This is a genomic window from Cedecea lapagei (genome assembly GCF_900635955.1).
GTDB lineage: Bacteria > Pseudomonadota > Gammaproteobacteria > Enterobacterales > Enterobacteriaceae > Cedecea > Cedecea lapagei.
In genome coordinates, this window is the sequence record NZ_LR134201.1 from 3456112 (window position 1) to 3471736 (window position 15625).

General features: G+C 54.5%; 14 protein-coding genes. 10 read left to right on the top strand and 4 right to left on the bottom strand.

Annotation, left to right across the window (positions count from 1 at the left end; all coding sequences use genetic code 11):
* The first annotated feature begins 64 nt into the window (after nt 1-64).
* Nucleotides 65-1576, top strand: coding sequence for an anion permease (locus tag EL098_RS16775; protein WP_126357255.1), 1512 nt, complete (start codon nt 65-67; stop codon nt 1574-1576).
* A gap of 47 nt (nt 1577-1623) precedes the next feature.
* Here EL098_RS16775 and EL098_RS16780 read toward each other — a convergent pair whose 3' ends face one another.
* Both EL098_RS16780 and EL098_RS16785 read right to left on the bottom strand, forming a co-directional pair.
* On the bottom strand, nt 1624-2946 hold the full coding sequence (locus EL098_RS16780) for a J domain-containing protein (protein ID WP_126357256.1): 1323 nt from the start codon (nt 2944-2946) through the stop codon (nt 1624-1626).
* A gap of 2 nt (nt 2947-2948) precedes the next feature.
* Nucleotides 2949-4649: a molecular chaperone HscC gene (locus tag EL098_RS16785; protein ID WP_126357257.1), complete on the bottom strand. Its 1701-nt coding sequence runs from the start codon at nt 4647-4649 to the stop codon at nt 2949-2951.
* Between the two features lie 541 nt (nt 4650-5190).
* Between EL098_RS16785 and cyoA the strand changes: the two genes are divergently transcribed.
* The 6 genes from cyoA to EL098_RS16815 all read left to right on the top strand — a co-directional run bounded on the left by cyoA (nt 5191) and on the right by EL098_RS16815 (nt 11502).
* Entirely contained in the window at nt 5191-6153 is a 963-nt protein-coding gene (gene cyoA / locus EL098_RS16790) for a cytochrome o ubiquinol oxidase subunit II (protein WP_126357258.1), read from the top strand.
* Nucleotides 6154-6172: 19 nt separating this feature from the next.
* Complete coding sequence (gene cyoB / locus EL098_RS16795; RefSeq protein ID WP_126357259.1) at nt 6173-8164, top strand: cytochrome o ubiquinol oxidase subunit I; 1992 nt, start codon at nt 6173-6175, stop codon at nt 8162-8164.
* On the top strand, nt 8154-8762 hold the full coding sequence (locus tag EL098_RS16800; protein ID WP_126357260.1) for a cytochrome o ubiquinol oxidase subunit III: 609 nt from the start codon (nt 8154-8156) through the stop codon (nt 8760-8762). Before cyoB ends, EL098_RS16800 begins: the two co-directional genes overlap by 11 nt.
* Entirely contained in the window at nt 8762-9091 is a 330-nt protein-coding gene (locus EL098_RS16805) for a cytochrome o ubiquinol oxidase subunit IV (protein ID WP_045781551.1), read from the top strand. The genes EL098_RS16800 and EL098_RS16805 overlap by 1 nt, the downstream gene beginning before the upstream one ends.
* An 11-nt stretch (nt 9092-9102) precedes the next feature.
* Nucleotides 9103-9990: a heme o synthase gene (gene cyoE, locus EL098_RS16810; protein WP_038475093.1), complete on the top strand. Its 888-nt coding sequence runs from the start codon at nt 9103-9105 to the stop codon at nt 9988-9990.
* 147 nt (nt 9991-10137) lie between these two features.
* A complete protein-coding gene (locus tag EL098_RS16815; protein ID WP_126357261.1) occupies nt 10138-11502 on the top strand; it encodes an MFS transporter in 1365 nt (454 codons plus the stop codon).
* 16 nt (nt 11503-11518) lie between these two features.
* On the opposite strand, the gene EL098_RS16820 is transcribed toward EL098_RS16815, so the two are convergent.
* Nucleotides 11519-12010 carry a YajQ family cyclic di-GMP-binding protein gene (locus EL098_RS16820; protein ID WP_008454581.1) on the bottom strand — a complete coding sequence of 164 codons (492 nt, stop codon included), beginning with the start codon at nt 12008-12010 and terminating at the stop codon, nt 11519-11521.
* A 140-nt stretch (nt 12011-12150) separates the two neighbouring features.
* On the opposite strand from EL098_RS16820, the gene panE reads away from it, so the two are divergent.
* Together panE and yajL are read left to right on the top strand one after the other, a co-directional pair.
* Nucleotides 12151-13068 carry a 2-dehydropantoate 2-reductase gene (gene panE / locus EL098_RS16825; protein WP_126357262.1) on the top strand — a complete coding sequence of 306 codons (918 nt, stop codon included), beginning with the start codon at nt 12151-12153 and terminating at the stop codon, nt 13066-13068.
* On the top strand, nt 13028-13624 hold the full coding sequence (gene yajL / locus EL098_RS16830; protein ID WP_126357263.1) for a protein deglycase YajL: 597 nt from the start codon (nt 13028-13030) through the stop codon (nt 13622-13624). The genes panE and yajL overlap by 41 nt, the downstream gene beginning before the upstream one ends.
* Nucleotides 13625-13711: 87 nt before the next feature.
* Here the strand turns inward: yajL and thiI are convergent, their stop codons facing one another.
* Nucleotides 13712-15160: a tRNA uracil 4-sulfurtransferase ThiI gene (thiI, locus tag EL098_RS16835; protein ID WP_126357264.1), complete on the bottom strand. Its 1449-nt coding sequence runs from the start codon at nt 15158-15160 to the stop codon at nt 13712-13714.
* A gap of 221 nt (nt 15161-15381) precedes the next feature.
* On the opposite strand from thiI, the gene xseB reads away from it, so the two are divergent.
* The gene (gene xseB / locus EL098_RS16840) at nt 15382-15624 is read left to right on the top strand and encodes an exodeoxyribonuclease VII small subunit (protein WP_126357265.1); all 243 of its coding nucleotides are present in this window, start codon (nt 15382-15384) and stop codon (nt 15622-15624) included.
* The last annotated feature ends 1 nt before the right edge of the window (nt 15625 follow it).

Sequence of the window (15625 nt, forward strand, 5' to 3'; positions counted from 1 at the left end):
TCAGGAAACAGGTTACGCAGGGAATATTAATCGAATTCATCATGATAACTTTAAGGCACAGGCTATGACGAACACCTCAACAATAAGCGCGACGGCGAAAGCTTCGCCCCCAAATGCGGGGAATAAAAAGCGCTTGATATTGCTATTTTTACCGATCCTGATCAGCATTATTATATTGCTGCTTCCGGTTCCCGCAGGATTAGAGCCGTATGCATGGCACTTCTTTGCCGTTTTCGTCGGCGTTATTGTTGGATTGATCTTTGAGCCGTTGCCGGGTGCGGTGATCGGGCTTACAGGCATCGTGGTGATCGCCCTGTTTAGCCAGTGGCTGCTGTTTAGCCCTGCCGAACTTGCCGATCCTAAATTCAAGCTGGCGGGTCAGTCTTTCCAGTGGGCGGTGAGCGGCTTTAGCAACTCCACCGTCTGGCTGATCTTCGGCGCCTTTATGTTTGCCGCCGGCTACGATAAAACGCAGTTTGGCCGCCGACTGGCGCTGATTCTGGTGAAATATCTTGGCCGACGCAGCCTGACGCTGGGCTATGCGATCACCTTCGCCGACCTGCTGCTCGCCCCGTTCACGCCGTCTAACACCGCGCGCAGCGGGGGCACCATCTACCCGATTATTGCCAACCTGCCGCCGCTCTATGGTTCGCTGCCAAACGACCCCAGCTCCCGCAGAATTGGCTCTTACCTGATGTGGGTTGCGATCAGCGCCGCCTGTATCACCAGCTCAATGTTCCTCTCCGCGCTGGCCCCTAACCTGCTGGCGTTAGCGCTGGTGAAAAGCATCATCGGCTTTGAGATCTCCTGGGGCATGTGGTTCCTGGCCTTCCTGCCGCTCGGCGTGCTGCTGATCCTGACGATGCCGCTGCTGGCCTACTGGTTCTACCCGCCTGAAGTGAAGGTCAACGACGAAGTGCCTAAGTGGGCTGCCGCAGAGCTGGAAAAACTGGGTAAACTTTCGCGCAACGAAATCCTGCTGCTGCTGTTCGTCTGTAGCGCCCTGCTGATGTGGATTTTTGCCGCGGCGTGGATTGAACCGGCGATGGCTGCCCTGCTGGTTATCGTCCTGATGCTGTGGACCGGGGTCCTTAACTGGAACGACATTATCAGCAACAAGCCGGCCTGGAATACCTTCGCCTGGTTTGCCACTCTGGTCGCTCTGGCCGATGGCCTGGCTCGCGTAGGCTTTATTGCCTGGCTGGGTAAAGAAGGTGCCTCGCTGCTGCAGGGCTTCGACCCGCAGGTGTCGGCGGTGATGCTGCTGGTGGCGTTCTATCTGCTGCACTATCTGTTTGCCAGCACCACGGCGCACACCACTGCCCTGCTGCCGGCAACCCTGACCATTGCCGCGTCTATTCCGGGCATCAATATGCCAGTCTTCTGTCTGATGATGGTAACGTCGCTCGGCGTGATGGGGATCATTACCCCGTACGGCACCGGTCCAAGCCCGATCTACTACGGCAGCGGCTATCTGCCAACCAAAGATTACTGGCGAATGGGCACCATCTTTGGCGCTATCTTCCTCTGTTCGCTGATGCTTATCAGCTACCCGTGGATGGTACTGATGTTCTGATGAACGGCGCTTGATGTGAAAGCCCCCGGCTTAAACCGGGGGCTTTTTTATTTTATGAAGTAGACCATTTCGATAATGATGCCGTAAAGCATGGGCAACAGCATCATGCCCAGCAGGTTCACCAGAGGAGGAAGCTGGCGAATAAATAAAACCGGGAACATCAGGGCAACAACCACAATTCTGATGGGCAAGTCACGCCAGTCGCTGCGCCGGTGCCATAGCGCCCACCCGACGGGGATAACCAGAAAGAGCATAATCACCAGCGCCCGCATCGTGATGACGTCTTTCCCCTGCCAGGCGCTTGCCCCTCGCCAGGCGCTGTATAACGCCAGCGCCAGCAGCACTACCGAGGCCAGCCAGAAAAAAGCATGAACGCATTTGCCTGCTGTCCCGCCAGGTTCAAACCGGCGCTCAAGGATCGGATATCCCCAGAGATACACCATCACCACACCCAACATAATTGCGGATTGAAGCGCCATTTTCGGTGACTCATGTCCCGGTAGCCAGGCCGTATATCCCCAGAAAAATACGGCAATAATGGCTCCCCAGCTGAGTGCCAGACCTGGTTTTTGCAGCGCCTCAAGAAGTTCAGGATTAAGGCGCTCCTGCAACGCGGGATACTGCTGACGTATTTCTCTGACCTGCTTAGCCAGCTGCGAGAAAAGATCCGGCCACAGCCTTACCCACCCTGAAATCTCCGTTCCCTTTTCCGCCAGCAAACGCCATTTCAGCTGCCCATAACGACTGCCGCCATACTGCCGGGCCAGGTATTGCCAGTAGTTTTCCTGGTCCGTTACAGCAATCTGCTGTTCGAGGGCATCAACCAGCCAGTCAGGCAGTTGAGATGAGCGGTAGCTGTCGATTCGCCAGTCCATCACCGCAGAAACTTCATTCAACAGGCTGCGGTTAAGCCATCGCTGCCCGCTTAGCGCTTCGGCAAGCATCAGGCTAAACGCGCGTCTGGCTTCAAGCGCATCAGGGATCTCTTCATCAAGATACTGGTGCAGCTCACCTAACCCTTTGAGTTCATCCCTGATTAAAAGAGCCGAAATTGCCTGCGCTTTTTCCCAGAGTTCATTTCTACTCCAGCTCTCCCCCGGCACTTCAGCTTGTGCAGAAGGCGGAGCGTCTTCCTCATTAAACTCAGGGCTAAGCTCATCGACTAACACAATATCCCGCGCATCTATCCAGACAGTTTCTGGCGCCGAACTGGCATAGCGTTTAGCGCTATCAAACGCCTCGCGCAACGCCTGAAAGCCCTTTGGATCTTTGTCCGGCCGCCGCAATTTTAGCTCGCGGGCATAAGCCCGACGAATTTCACTTTCATCTGTTGTAGGCTCAATGCCCAGCACATCCCATATTGTCGCCATCTTTACAGTCCATCGTTAAGCTGGTCTAACACCCGGCGCAGCTCATCCCGCGCGGCGGCAATAATTCGCAGATCCTGGCGTTCCAGCGCTTGCTCAAATTGCGTAGCGTAATGATCGATAATCTGCCGTCTGTCCCCCAGCGTCTGCTCATAGCGCTTTGCCGCTTCGGCCACCAGCTGGCGATTTTCCGGCACATCCCGGGGATGCTGTTTGAGGGCATCCAGCTGCTTTAAGCGGTTTGCAATATCTTCGGCGCTGAGCATGCCCGGCGATTTCTCGATCACCATTGTGGAAGCGGTTTGCTCGCCGTCGACTTTGCATTCCACTTCCAGGATGCCGTCGAGCGTATAGGTGAAACGCACGTCCACGCTAACTTCCCCCGCTTTGCGCGGTGGGATCGGAATCGACATGCTGTCCAGCCGCAGGTTGTCGCTTACTTTACGGGACTCCCCCTGGTAGACCTCAATATCGATCTGCCGCTGGTTGTCATTCATGGTGCTGAAGGTTTGCATCACGCTAACCGGCACAAAAGCGTTGCGTTCGATCAGCGGGGAGAAAAAGCCTTCTTCCACTCTCTCACCGTTACGACGCGATACGGCAATGCCCAGTGAATATGGCATCACGTCGGTGAGCACCACATCGTCCAGCGCTTTGTCTTCGGCGATAAGCCCGGCCTGCACGCCGGCGCCCAGCGCCACCACTTCGTCAGGATTCAGTTCATTGCGCGGGAAGCGCCCAAACATGCGGGTCACCAGCTGGCGCACCAGCGGCATACGGGTTGCGCCGCCGACCAGAATAACGTGGTCGAGTTGCGCAACGTCAAACTGGGCATCCTGCAGCGCCTGAACCACCGGCTTTTTCAGGCGGGACAGCAGCGTGCTGCAGCAGGCCTGGAAAGCCTCTTCGGTCAGTTCCCAGCTATATTCCTCCCCACCATAAGCCAGCCTGGCATTTGCTTTGTCCTGGCTGCTGAGCTGCTGTTTCAGTGATTCGGCCTGGCGGGTCAGTTCTGCGGCAAAAGTCGGGTCATCGAGCGTGAGCAGGGGATAGCGGCTCAGCATCCACTGGCGCAGGACTTCGGTAAAATCATCGCCACCCAGCCAGGCGTCTCCGCTGCTGGCGCGAACTTCAATCACGCCCTCGAACATATCGACGATAGAGACATCAAAGGTGCCACCGCCCAGGTCGAAAACCAGGAATTTTTGCTCACGGCTGTCGGCCAGCCCATAGGCCAGCGCGGCCGCCGTGGGCTCATTGAGAAGGCGCTCAACTTCCAGCCCGGCCATTTGCCCTGCTGCCTGAACCGCTTTGCGCTGGGTATCGTTGAAATAAGCCGGCACGGTAATGGCCGCGCGCGTGATGCTGCAGCCAAGCGCCACTTCGGCATCCGCTTTTAATTTTCTCAGCACCAGGGCGGAAAGCTCTTCGGCACGAAATGACTGCGGGCCGAGCGTGAAAACTTTGTCGGTGCCCATATAGCGCTTAAAGCTGGCAACCGTCAGGTGTGGATGGCTCACCAGCCGCGCCTTTGCCGCCTCGCCAACCAGAAGATGTCCTTCATCGTCCAGCCCGACAACGGAAGGCGTTAAGCGCCGATCTTGTTGACCCAATACCAATGACGCCCTTCCCTCGCCAAACCAGGAAACAGCGCTATTGGAAGTGCCGAGGTCGATGCCAATAATGGGTGAAATATGTCCTGTCATTATTTTATCCCTGAAATTCTGAGGGTTATTCAGCGACCTTAATCCCGCTATTTCCATCCGGTTTTAAGGTCAACATGAAGTAATTAATACCGGGAGGTTACTTTTTTTGTCTATTAATCACTCACGCCCTGAACTGTTACCGCCGAGAACTATTTATCGTATTTAAATACAGTTTTCTTTAATTACTTTGTTCGAGGCGCATTAAACGTTTATCCTTAACGATTCAGCCCGGTGCGAAATTAATATTTGTTGGAAATATGTGACAAATGCTGCCGCATTGTTAATTAAATGTATTTCAAACGTATTGTTTATACCCATTTCCCCGGACTATTTCCGCAAGCATAGGTTTTCGTTATAACCTTATGGGCCCGCGTGCCAACGCTAGATTTTACAGTTTGTTGCATTCTGTGTGACATTGACGGCAGAACCCGGTAACACCCTACTGACACTGCGCCATTCATGTTTACAGTAATGTAACCTTACCGTAAAATGCCGGCACACTTTAAACGACAATAGAGCTCCCCGGAATTGAGGTCGTTAAATGAGACTCAGGAAATACAATAAAAGTTTGGGATGGTTGTCATTAATCGCAGGCGCATTTTTACTTAGCGGCTGTGATTCTGCACTCCTGGATCCCAAAGGACAGATCGGACTGGAACAACGTTCATTGATACTGACGGCCATCGGCCTGATGTTGATTGTCGTTATCCCTGCAATTGCAATGGCTATTGGTTTTGCCTGGAAGTATCGGGCTTCAAACAAAGACGCCAAATACAGCCCAAACTGGTCGCACTCGAACAAGGTTGAAGCTGTCGTCTGGACGATTCCTATCCTTATCGTTATCTTCCTCGCGGTACTGACCTGGAAAACCACTCACTCTCTTGAACCTAGCCGTCCGCTGGATCATGAGACGAAGCCGGTGACCATCGAAGTTATCGCTATGGACTGGAAATGGTTCTTCATCTATCCGGAGCAGGGTATCGCTACGGTGAATGAAATCGCCTTCCCGGCCAATACTCCTGTGGAATTCAAAATCACCTCTAACTCGGTGATGAACTCCTTCTTTATTCCGCGCCTGGGTAGCCAAATCTACGCAATGGCAGGTATGCAGACCAAACTGCACCTGATTGCAGATGAAGCCGGCACCTACGACGGTATTTCGTCAAACTACAGCGGTAAAGGCTTCTCCGGCATGAAGTTCAAGGCTATCGCCACGCCGGACATGGACACCTTTAACCAATGGGTTGCTAAAGCGAAACAGTCTCCGGAAGTCATGAACGACATGGCAACCTACGAGAAACTGGCTGCGCCTAGCGAATACAACAAAGTCGAATACTTCTCCAGTGTTAAACCTGATTTGTTTAAAGACGTTATTAACAAATTCATGGGACACGGGAGCATGCACATGGCCAAGCCGGAAGGTGAACAGGCTTCCCATGACGATATGAAAGGCATGGAAGGTATGGAAGGCATGGACATGAGTCACGCGGAAACCTCTCACTAAGGGGCCGAGGAATAATACGATGTTCGGAAAACTTACACTGGATGCAATCCCGTACCATGAACCCATTGTCATGGTTACGGTTGCGGCAATCATCGTCGGGGGACTGGCGCTGCTTGCGGCTATCACTTACTTCGGTAAGTGGGAATATTTATGGAAAGAGTGGCTGACTTCCGTCGACCATAAACGCCTTGGCGTAATGTACGTTATCGTCGCTATCGTCATGCTGCTGCGCGGCTTTGCGGATGCGGTGATGATGCGTAGCCAGCAGGTGCTGGCTTCGGCGGGCGAAGCGGGCTTCCTGCCGCCTCACCACTACGATCAGATCTTTACCGCCCACGGCGTTATCATGATCTTCTTCGTGGCGATGCCTTTTGTTATCGGCCTGATGAACCTGGTTGTGCCGCTGCAGATTGGCGCACGTGACGTTGCCTTCCCGTTCCTGAACAACCTGAGCTTCTGGTTCACCGTTGTCGGCGTAGTGCTGGTTAACCTGTCACTGGGCGTCGGCGAGTTCGCACAGACCGGCTGGGTGGCATATCCACCGCTATCGGGGATTGAGTACAGTCCGGGCGTCGGGGTCGACTACTGGATCTGGAGCCTCCAGCTCTCCGGTATCGGTACGACACTGACCGGTATTAACTTCTTCGTGACCATTCTGAACATGCGTACCCCGGGTATGACTATGTTCAAAATGCCGGTGTTCACCTGGGCTTCGCTGTGTACTAACGTACTGATTATTGCCGCGTTCCCAATCTTCACCGTGACCGTCGCACTACTGACCCTCGACCGCTACCTTGGCACCCATTTCTTTACCAACGATATGGGTGGCAACATGATGATGTATATCAACCTCATCTGGGCGTGGGGCCACCCGGAAGTTTATATCCTGGTGCTGCCGGTGTTTGGTGTGTTCTCTGAGGTGGTTGCAACCTTCTCTAAAAAGCGTCTGTTCGGTTACACCTCTCTGGTGTGGGCGACCATCGCGATTACCGTTCTGTCGTTCATCGTTTGGCTGCACCACTTCTTCACCATGGGCAGCGGTGCAAACGTCAACGCCTTCTTCGGTATTGCCACCATGATTATCGCCATCCCGACCGGGGTGAAGATCTTCAACTGGCTGTTCACCATGTATCAGGGCCGCATCGTCTTTAACTCTGCGATGCTGTGGACCATTGGCTTCATCGTCACCTTCTCTATCGGTGGGATGACCGGTGTTCTGCTGGCGGTCCCGGGCGCGGACTTCGTGCTGCACAACAGCCTGTTCCTGATCGCCCACTTCCACAACGTTATCATCGGCGGCGTGGTCTTCGGTTGCTTCGCAGGTCTGACCTACTGGTGGCCAAAAGCGTTCGGCTTTACGCTGAACGAAACCTGGGGCAAACGCGCCTTCTGGTTCTGGATTATCGGCTTCTTCGTGGCGTTTATGCCGCTGTACGTGCTGGGCTTCATGGGCATGACCCGTCGTCTGAGCCAGCAGATCGATCCACAGTTCCACACCCTGCTGGTTGTTGCAGCCTGCGGTGCGGCGCTGATCGCTCTGGGCATTCTGTGCCAGCTGATTCAGTTCTACGTCTCTATCCGTGACCGCGAGCAGAACCGCGATCTGACCGGTGACCCATGGGGTGGCCGTACGCTGGAGTGGGCAACCTCTTCTCCGCCTCCGTTCTATAACTTCGCCCACCTGCCGCACGTTCACGAGCGTGATGCATTCTGGGAGATGAAAGAGAAAGGCGAAGCGTACAAGCAGCCTGCGCACTATGAAGAGATTCATATGCCGCGCAACAGCGCAGCCGGTATCATTATTGCAGCATTCAGCACCGTGTTTGGTTTTGCCATGATCTGGCACATCTGGTGGCTGGCGATCGTTGGCTTTGCCGGCATCGTTATCACCTGGATTGCGAAAAGCTTCGACGAAGATGTGGATTACTATGTTCCGGTTGCTGAAGTCGAAAAACTGGAAAATCAGCATTTCGAAGAAATCAAAAAAGCAGGGCTGAAAAATGGCAACTGAGACTGTAAATAACGCCCACGCCACGGAGCATGGGCACCACGATGCGGGAACCAATAAGGTCTTTGGTTTCTGGATCTACCTGATGAGCGACTGCATTCTTTTCTGCTGCTTGTTCGCCACCTATGCCGTTCTGGTGAACGGCACCGCAGGCGGCCCGGCCGGGAAAGATATCTTCGAGCTACCGTTTGTCGCCGTTGAAACCGCCCTGCTGCTGGTGAGCTCCATCACCTACGGCATGGCGATCATCGCCATGAACAAAGGCAACAAAAGCCAGGTTATCTCCTGGCTGGCGCTGACCTTCCTGTGCGGTGCAGGCTTCGTTGGGATGGAAATCTATGAATTCCATCACCTGATTGCGGAAGGCTTCGGCCCGGATCGCAGCGGCTTCCTGTCAGCGTTCTTCGCGCTGGTCGGCACCCACGGTCTGCACGTCACTTCTGGTCTGGTGTGGATGGCATTCATGATGATTCATGTTTCCCGTCGCGGCCTGACCAACACCAACCGTGCGCGTCTGATGTGCCTGAGCCTGTTCTGGCACTTCCTTGACGTGGTGTGGATCTGTGTATTCTCCGTAGTCTATCTGATGGGGGCAATGTAATGAGTCATTCAACTGAACATAGCGGCGCCCACCACGGTAGCGTGAAGACCTACATGACAGGTTTCATCCTGTCCATCATCCTGACGGCTATCCCGTTCTGGATTGTAATGGAAGGGACGGCCTCTCACGGCACCATGCTTGCCGTGATCCTGGTGACTGCAGTTGTCCAGATTCTGGTGCACCTCGTGTGCTTCCTGCATCTGAACACCTCTTCGAGTGAGCGCTGGAACCTGGTGGCCTTTGCCTTTACGGTGCTGATTATTGCCATTCTGGTGGTCGGCTCGATCTGGATTATGTGGAACCTCAACCTGAACATGATGGTTCACTAAGAGCGGCATGTATGATTAAGCAATACCTGCAAGTAACGAAACCAGGAATTATTTTCGGTAATTTAATTTCTGTCATTGGGGGATTTTTACTGGCCTCGAAGGGCAGCATTAATTACCCGCTGTTCCTCTATACGCTGGTTGGCGTGTCACTGGTGGTCGCATCAGGTTGTGTTTATAACAACTTCATCGACCGCGACATCGACCAGAAGATGGAGAGAACCAAGAATCGGGTGCTGGTAAAAGGCCTGATTTCACCGAAAATTTCGCTGGTGTACGCCACCTTGTTGGGTATTGCTGGCTTTATGCTGCTGTGGTTTGGCGCCAACCCGCTGGCGATGTGGCTGGCCGTGATGGGCTTTGTGGTGTATGTCGGGGTTTATAGCCTCTACATGAAACGCCACTCGGTCTACGGCACGCTGATTGGCAGCCTGTCCGGTGCGGCTCCGCCGGTTATCGGCTACTGTGCCGTGACCAACGAGTTCGACACCGGCGCCGCTATCCTGCTGGCTATCTTTAGCCTGTGGCAGATGCCGCACTCGTACGCGATTGCCATCTTCCGCTTTAAAGATTACCAGGCTGCCAACATCCCGGTTCTGCCGGTGGTAAAAGGCATTTCCGTTGCCAAGAACCACATCACGCTGTACATCATCGCTTTTGCGGTGGCGACGCTGATGCTGTCCCTTGGCGGCTATGCCGGATACAAATACCTGATCGTCGCCGCGGCGGTCAGCGTCTGGTGGCTGGGCATGGCGCTGCGAGGCTATAAAGTGGAAGACGATAAGGTCTGGGCGCGCAAGCTGTTCATCTTCTCTATCGTTGCCATTACCTCGCTCAGCGTGATGATGTCGGTCGACTTTATGGTGCCAGATTCACATAATCTGCTGACTTACGTCTGGTAAGTTGCGAACAGTATAAAAGGGCACCTCGGTGCCCTTTTTTGTCAGTATCATCAAAGCATCCACGCTGTAATATCTGTTAAATAACTAACGATTTACCCTCCCCTGCCCTCGCACTACACTATGGCCGACTTTTTATCTGAGGTGGTAATGAACGATTACAAAATGACGCCCGTCGAACTGCGAGCGACGTGGGGTTTAGGCACCGTGTTTTCCCTGCGTATGCTGGGTATGTTTATGGTCCTGCCGGTTCTTACCACCTGGGGCATGGCGCTGCAGGGCGCAAGCGAAGCGCTCATTGGCCTGGCGATTGGTATCTATGGCCTGGCGCAGGCCCTCTTCCAGATCCCGTTTGGGCTGCTTTCCGACCGCATTGGCCGCAAGCCGCTCATCGTCGGCGGGCTGGCCATCTTTGTGCTCGGCAGCGTTATCGCCGCCCTTAGCGACTCCATCTGGGGCATTATTTTAGGCCGCGCGCTGCAGGGCTCAGGCGCCATCGCCGCCGCAGTCATGGCCCTGCTCTCCGATTTGACCCGCGAACAGAACCGAACCAAAGCCATGGCCTTTATCGGCGTCAGCTTCGGCGTCACTTTCGCTATCGCCATGGTGCTTGGCCCGATTATCACTCAGGCGCTTGGCCTGCAGGCGCTGTTCTGGATGATCGCCGTCTTAGCCAGCTGCGGCATTCTGATTACCGTTTGGGTTGTACCGAATACCTCAACGCACGTGCTGAACCGTGAATCCGGGATGGTCAAAGGCTGCTTCCGCAAAGTGATCGCGGAGCCGAAGCTGCTGAAGCTGAATTTCGGCATCATGTGCCTGCATATCATGCTGATGTCGACCTTTGTCGCCCTGCCGGGCCAGCTTGAGCAGGCAGGTTTTCCGGCGGCCCAGCACTGGAAAGTGTACCTCTGCACCATGCTGATTTCGTTTGTTTCGGTGGTGCCTTTTATCATTTATGCGGAAGTCAAACGCCGCATGAAGCACGTATTCGTTGGTTGCGTGGCGGTGTTGCTGATTGCCGAGATCGTCCTTTGGGGCGCAGGCCCGCATTTCTGGGACCTGGTGATTGGCGTGCAGCTGTTCTTCCTCGCGTTCAATCTGATGGAAGCTATTCTGCCTTCGCTTATCAGCAAAGAGTCGCCGGCGGGCTATAAAGGCACCGCTATGGGCATCTACTCCACCAGCCAGTTTATCGGCGTGGCTATCGGCGGGTCGCTCGGCGGCTGGCTGAACGGTCTGTTTGATTCACAAACCGTTTTCCTGGCGGGCGCATTGCTGGCAACGGTCTGGCTGTTGGTCAGCTGGACCATGCAGGAGCCACCGTACGTCAGCAGCCTGCGTATCGAGCTACCGGAAAGCAGCGTCAACGATGAAAGTTTGCGGGAAAGGCTGCTGGCTCAGCCGGGCGTCAGCGAAGCGAACATCATTCCGGAAGAACGCAGCGCGTACGTGAAAATCGACAGCAAGCTGACGAACAGGTATGAGGTTGAGCAGGTGGTGAAAGGGGCGTAAACGCCCCAAAAAAACGTCAGTCGCGGAAGTTCTTGAACTGGAACGGCTGCCCCAGATTGCCGCCGCGAATCAGCGCCATAACGGCCTGTAAATCATCGCGGGCTTTGCCCGTAACGCGGATCTCTTCGCCCTGGATCTGGGTCTGAACCTTAAGCTTGCTGTCTTTAATCAACTTAATGATTTTCTTGGCAACGCTTGCTTCAATACCCTGTTTCAGCTTAGCTTCCACGCTCCAGGTTTTGCCGCTGTGCACGAACTCTTCCGGCACATCAATAGAGCTGCCTTCGATGCCGCGCTTAAGCAGCTTGGCACGCAGGATATCCAGCAGCTGGTTTACCTGGAAGTCAGATTCGCTGGCGACTTTGATGGTCTGATTTTTTTCATTCAGCTCAAAGCTTGCCGGCACGTTGCGGAAGTCAAAACGGGTAGCCAGCTCGCGCTCGGCGTTCTCTACCGCGTTGTTCACTTCCTGCAGGTCAATTTCAGAAACGATATCAAAAGATGGCATGTGTTTTCTCCCTCTCTGGTTTGCGTTGCATAATACCCGCTGAGCAGCGCAAAACAACCTGTTAAAGAGCCGGAAATTCGATAACGCTATAATAGAAAGTAAGTTTAGCCTTCGCGAAGTCGGCGAATGGGGAGGCAACAATGAAAATTACCGTGCTGGGCTGTGGTGCTCTGGGTCAGCTGTGGCTGGCCGCACTTCATAAGCAAGGGCATGAGCTTCAGGGCTGGCTGCGGGTGCCGCAGCCGTATTGCCACGTTAATCTGCTAGATAACACTGACGGTCGCGCCGTGAACGAGTCTTTCACGGCTAACGATCCTGAATTTCTCGCCACCAGCGATCTCCTGCTGGTCACGCTGAAGGCCTGGCAGGTTTCCGATGCGGTTCGCACGCTGGCCGCTCAGTTACCCGTAAACTGCCCTATTTTACTGCTGCATAACGGCATGGGGACGCTGGATGAGCTCGGTGATTTACCTCAGCCTCTGCTGCTTGGGTTAACGACTCAGGCGGCTAAAAGAGACGGCAATGTGATTGTTCATGTCGCTTCTGGCGTCACCCATATCGGCCCGGGTAACGCTAAAGCAGGCGTCTACAGCGCCCTTGCCGATATGCTGCACGCCGCCCTGCCCGACGTTGCATGGCACAACAACATCCAGCCGGCAAGCTGGAATAAACTTGCGGTAAACTGCGTGATAAACCCGCTTACCGCGCTGTACGGCTGCTCAAACGGCGAACTCAAAAATCACGCTGAAGAAGTTGCCCGCATCTGTGAAGAGGTGGCGCAGGTGATGGAGCGTGAGGGACACCATACCTCACAGGAAAGCCTGCTCGATTATGTCGGGCAGGTTATTGAGAGCACGGCAGAAAATACCTCATCGATGCTGCAGGACATCCGCCTGGAGCGCCACACGGAAATTGACTATATCACCGGCTACCTGCTGCGCAGAGCGAGGGCTCACGGCATCTCTGTGCCGGTGAACGCCCGCCTCTACGAGCGGGTTAAACGTAAGGAGAATGAATATGAGCGCACAAGCGCTGGTCTGCCTGGCACCTGGCACTGAAGAGACCGAAGCGGTTACCACGATCGATCTGCTGGTCCGCGCAGGGATCAAAGTCACGACGGCAAGCGTAGCCACCGACGGCGACCTGAAAATTGTTTGTTCACGCGGCGTGAAGCTGCTGGCGGACGCGCCGCTGGTTGAGGTTGCCGACGGCGACTTCGACATTATCGTGCTGCCCGGCGGTCTTAAAGGCGCCGAATGCTTCCGCGACAGCCCATTGCTGGTGGAAACCGTGCGCCAGTTCCACCTTTCAGGGCGTATTGTGGCCGCGATTTGCGCAGCCGCAGGTACGGTGCTGGTTCCCCATGAGCTGTTCCCGATAGGCAATATGACCGGGTTTCCGGGTCTGAAAGAGACCATTCCCGAGGGGCAATGGCAGGATAAACGGGTGGTCTGGGATCCGCGCGTCAACCTGCTCACCAGCCAGGGGCCGGGAACCGCGATTGATTTTGCTTTGAAGATTATCGACTTACTGGTGAGCCGTGAGAAAGCTCATGAAGTGTCGCAGCAGCTGGTGCTGGCGGCGGGGATTTACAGCTTCAGGGATTATCAGTAAGAGCCCCTCACCCTAACCCTCTCCCCAAAGGGGCGAGGGAACCAGAACGGTGTTCACCCTCACCCTAAAAGGATGAGGGTCAATCTTTTAAGGGCGATAAACCTTAATATTCTTAAAGCCCTGCTCGCTCAGGTACAGCGCCTGCAGGCGACTCATCACGCCACGCTCACACCACAGCAGGTAGGTTTTGCTCTGATCGAGATCGCCAAACTTAGTGCTCAGCTTGTAGAACGGCAGCGCAACAACCTCAACGCCTTCCAGCGTGAAAGGTTTCTCATCGACTTCGTCGTTAGAGCGAATGTCCAGCAGCACTTCATTTGGCCCAAACGCTTTAACCGTTTCGACTTCCACCACTTCCTGCTGGGTCTGGGTCGCAATATCACGGATATCGATATTGGTCGCTTCGGCAACCACACGGTCCAGAATGGAGAAGTCGAACTTCTGCTCTTCTTCTTCAATCTTCGCCTTCACCGCTTTTACGGTTGGGCTTTTCGAGATCACGCCGCAGTATTCTGGCATGGTACGGGCAAAATCAGCGGTACCGATTTCTCGCGCCAGGTCGATGATATGCTCTTTATCATGAGAGATAAGCGGGCGCAGGATCAGCGTATCAGAGACGTTATCGATCAGGCGCAGATTGGTCAGCGTCTGGCTGGAAACCTGTCCCAGCGCTTCACCGGTCACCAGAGCCTGAACGCCGTAGCGCTCTGCAACCTGGGATGCCGCACGGACAAACATCCGCTTCAGCACCACGCCCATCTGGCCATCTTCAACTTTTTCGAGGATCTCGCCGACCACCGGCTCAAAGTTAATGGCCACGAAGCGCACGCGGTGAGAGCTACCAAAACGATTCCACAGGTAGTGAGCCACCTGCTTAACGCCGATCTCGTGAGCGGCACCGCCAAGGTTAAAGAAGCAATAATGCACGCGACAGCCGCGGCGCATCAGCATATAGCTGGAAACGCCGGAGTCGAAACCGCCGGAAATCAAGGACAGCACGTCTTCCTGGGTACCAATAGGGAAACCGCCGATGCCCTCATAGCGGCCTTTGACCAGCAGCAGGCGATCGTTCTCAATCTCCAGGTTAACCGTTACATCCGGATCGCTCAGTTTTACCCGCGCGGATTCAATATGCTGATTCAGACCGCCGCCAACGTAGCGTTCAACGTCGATAGAGCTAAACTCATGTTTACCGCGACGTTTTACACGCACGCAGAAGCTCTTACCTTCAAGCTTATCGCGATAAAGCTCCAGCGCCTGCTCAAAGATATTATGCATGTCGGTGTAAGGCACATCTTCGACTTCAAGAATGTGGTGGATACCCGGAATGCGGGTCAGCGCTTCACGGATCGCGATACGCTGGTTTTCCTCTTTGGCACGAACTTCGATGTTGTCCCAGTGGCGAACGACCGCCAGGCTCTCGTCGTAGTGCTTTAAAACGTTACGAATATTCCCGGTGAGCATCTTAATAAAGCGAATACGCACAGATTGGCTCTTGATGGTGATTTCCGGGAACAATTTAATGATAAACTTCATGGCGGTAAGGTTTCGTTTAGTCAGCCGGGCTGGCTGCGCAGCACGCGGGCATAAAGAGAAGTACTTGCAGCGGCGAAAGGCCCCCTGCATCCGAGGCGCGCAAGTATACCACCATCCCGCAAAGACTGCGCACCTTAACCGACTTGCACGAGCCAGCTTGATAATCACATTGACTCCGCTACCATGGCGGCGTCGAATAAAAACAGAGTCAGACATTCACTATGCCGAAAAAAACTGAATCCCCGGCCAGCTTCGAAACCGCGCTGGTCGAACTGGAGCAAATAGTTACTCGTCTGGAAAGCGGCGATCTTGCTCTTGAAGAGGCGTTAAACGAATTTGAGCGCGGCGTACAGCTGGCTCGCCAGGGGCAAGTGAAACTCCAGCAGGCGGAGCAGCGCGTACAGATCCTACTGAACGACAGCGAAGAAGCCCCTCTGACGCCCTTCACCCCGGACGCCGAGTAAC

What these genes read in the sequence shown, in the direction of transcription:
- EL098_RS16775 (WP_126357255.1), top strand. Translation starts at nt 65, where the DNA reads ATGACGAACACCTCAACAATAAGCGCGACGGCGAAAGCTTCGCCCCCA.
- EL098_RS16780 (WP_126357256.1), bottom strand. Translation starts at nt 2,946, where the DNA reads ATGGCGACAATATGGGATGTGCTGGGCATTGAGCCTACAACAGATGAA.
- EL098_RS16785 (WP_126357257.1), bottom strand. Translation starts at nt 4,649, where the DNA reads ATGACAGGACATATTTCACCCATTATTGGCATCGACCTCGGCACTTCC.
- cyoA (WP_126357258.1), top strand. Translation starts at nt 5,191, where the DNA reads ATGAGACTCAGGAAATACAATAAAAGTTTGGGATGGTTGTCATTAATC.
- cyoB (WP_126357259.1), top strand. Translation starts at nt 6,173, where the DNA reads ATGTTCGGAAAACTTACACTGGATGCAATCCCGTACCATGAACCCATT.
- EL098_RS16800 (WP_126357260.1), top strand. Translation starts at nt 8,154, where the DNA reads ATGGCAACTGAGACTGTAAATAACGCCCACGCCACGGAGCATGGGCAC.
- EL098_RS16805 (WP_045781551.1), top strand. Translation starts at nt 8,762, where the DNA reads ATGAGTCATTCAACTGAACATAGCGGCGCCCACCACGGTAGCGTGAAG.
- cyoE (WP_038475093.1), top strand. Translation starts at nt 9,103, where the DNA reads ATGATTAAGCAATACCTGCAAGTAACGAAACCAGGAATTATTTTCGGT.
- EL098_RS16815 (WP_126357261.1), top strand. Translation starts at nt 10,138, where the DNA reads ATGAACGATTACAAAATGACGCCCGTCGAACTGCGAGCGACGTGGGGT.
- EL098_RS16820 (WP_008454581.1), bottom strand. Translation starts at nt 12,010, where the DNA reads ATGCCATCTTTTGATATCGTTTCTGAAATTGACCTGCAGGAAGTGAAC.
- panE (WP_126357262.1), top strand. Translation starts at nt 12,151, where the DNA reads ATGAAAATTACCGTGCTGGGCTGTGGTGCTCTGGGTCAGCTGTGGCTG.
- yajL (WP_126357263.1), top strand. Translation starts at nt 13,028, where the DNA reads ATGAGCGCACAAGCGCTGGTCTGCCTGGCACCTGGCACTGAAGAGACC.
- thiI (WP_126357264.1), bottom strand. Translation starts at nt 15,160, where the DNA reads ATGAAGTTTATCATTAAATTGTTCCCGGAAATCACCATCAAGAGCCAA.
- xseB (WP_126357265.1), top strand. Translation starts at nt 15,382, where the DNA reads ATGCCGAAAAAAACTGAATCCCCGGCCAGCTTCGAAACCGCGCTGGTC.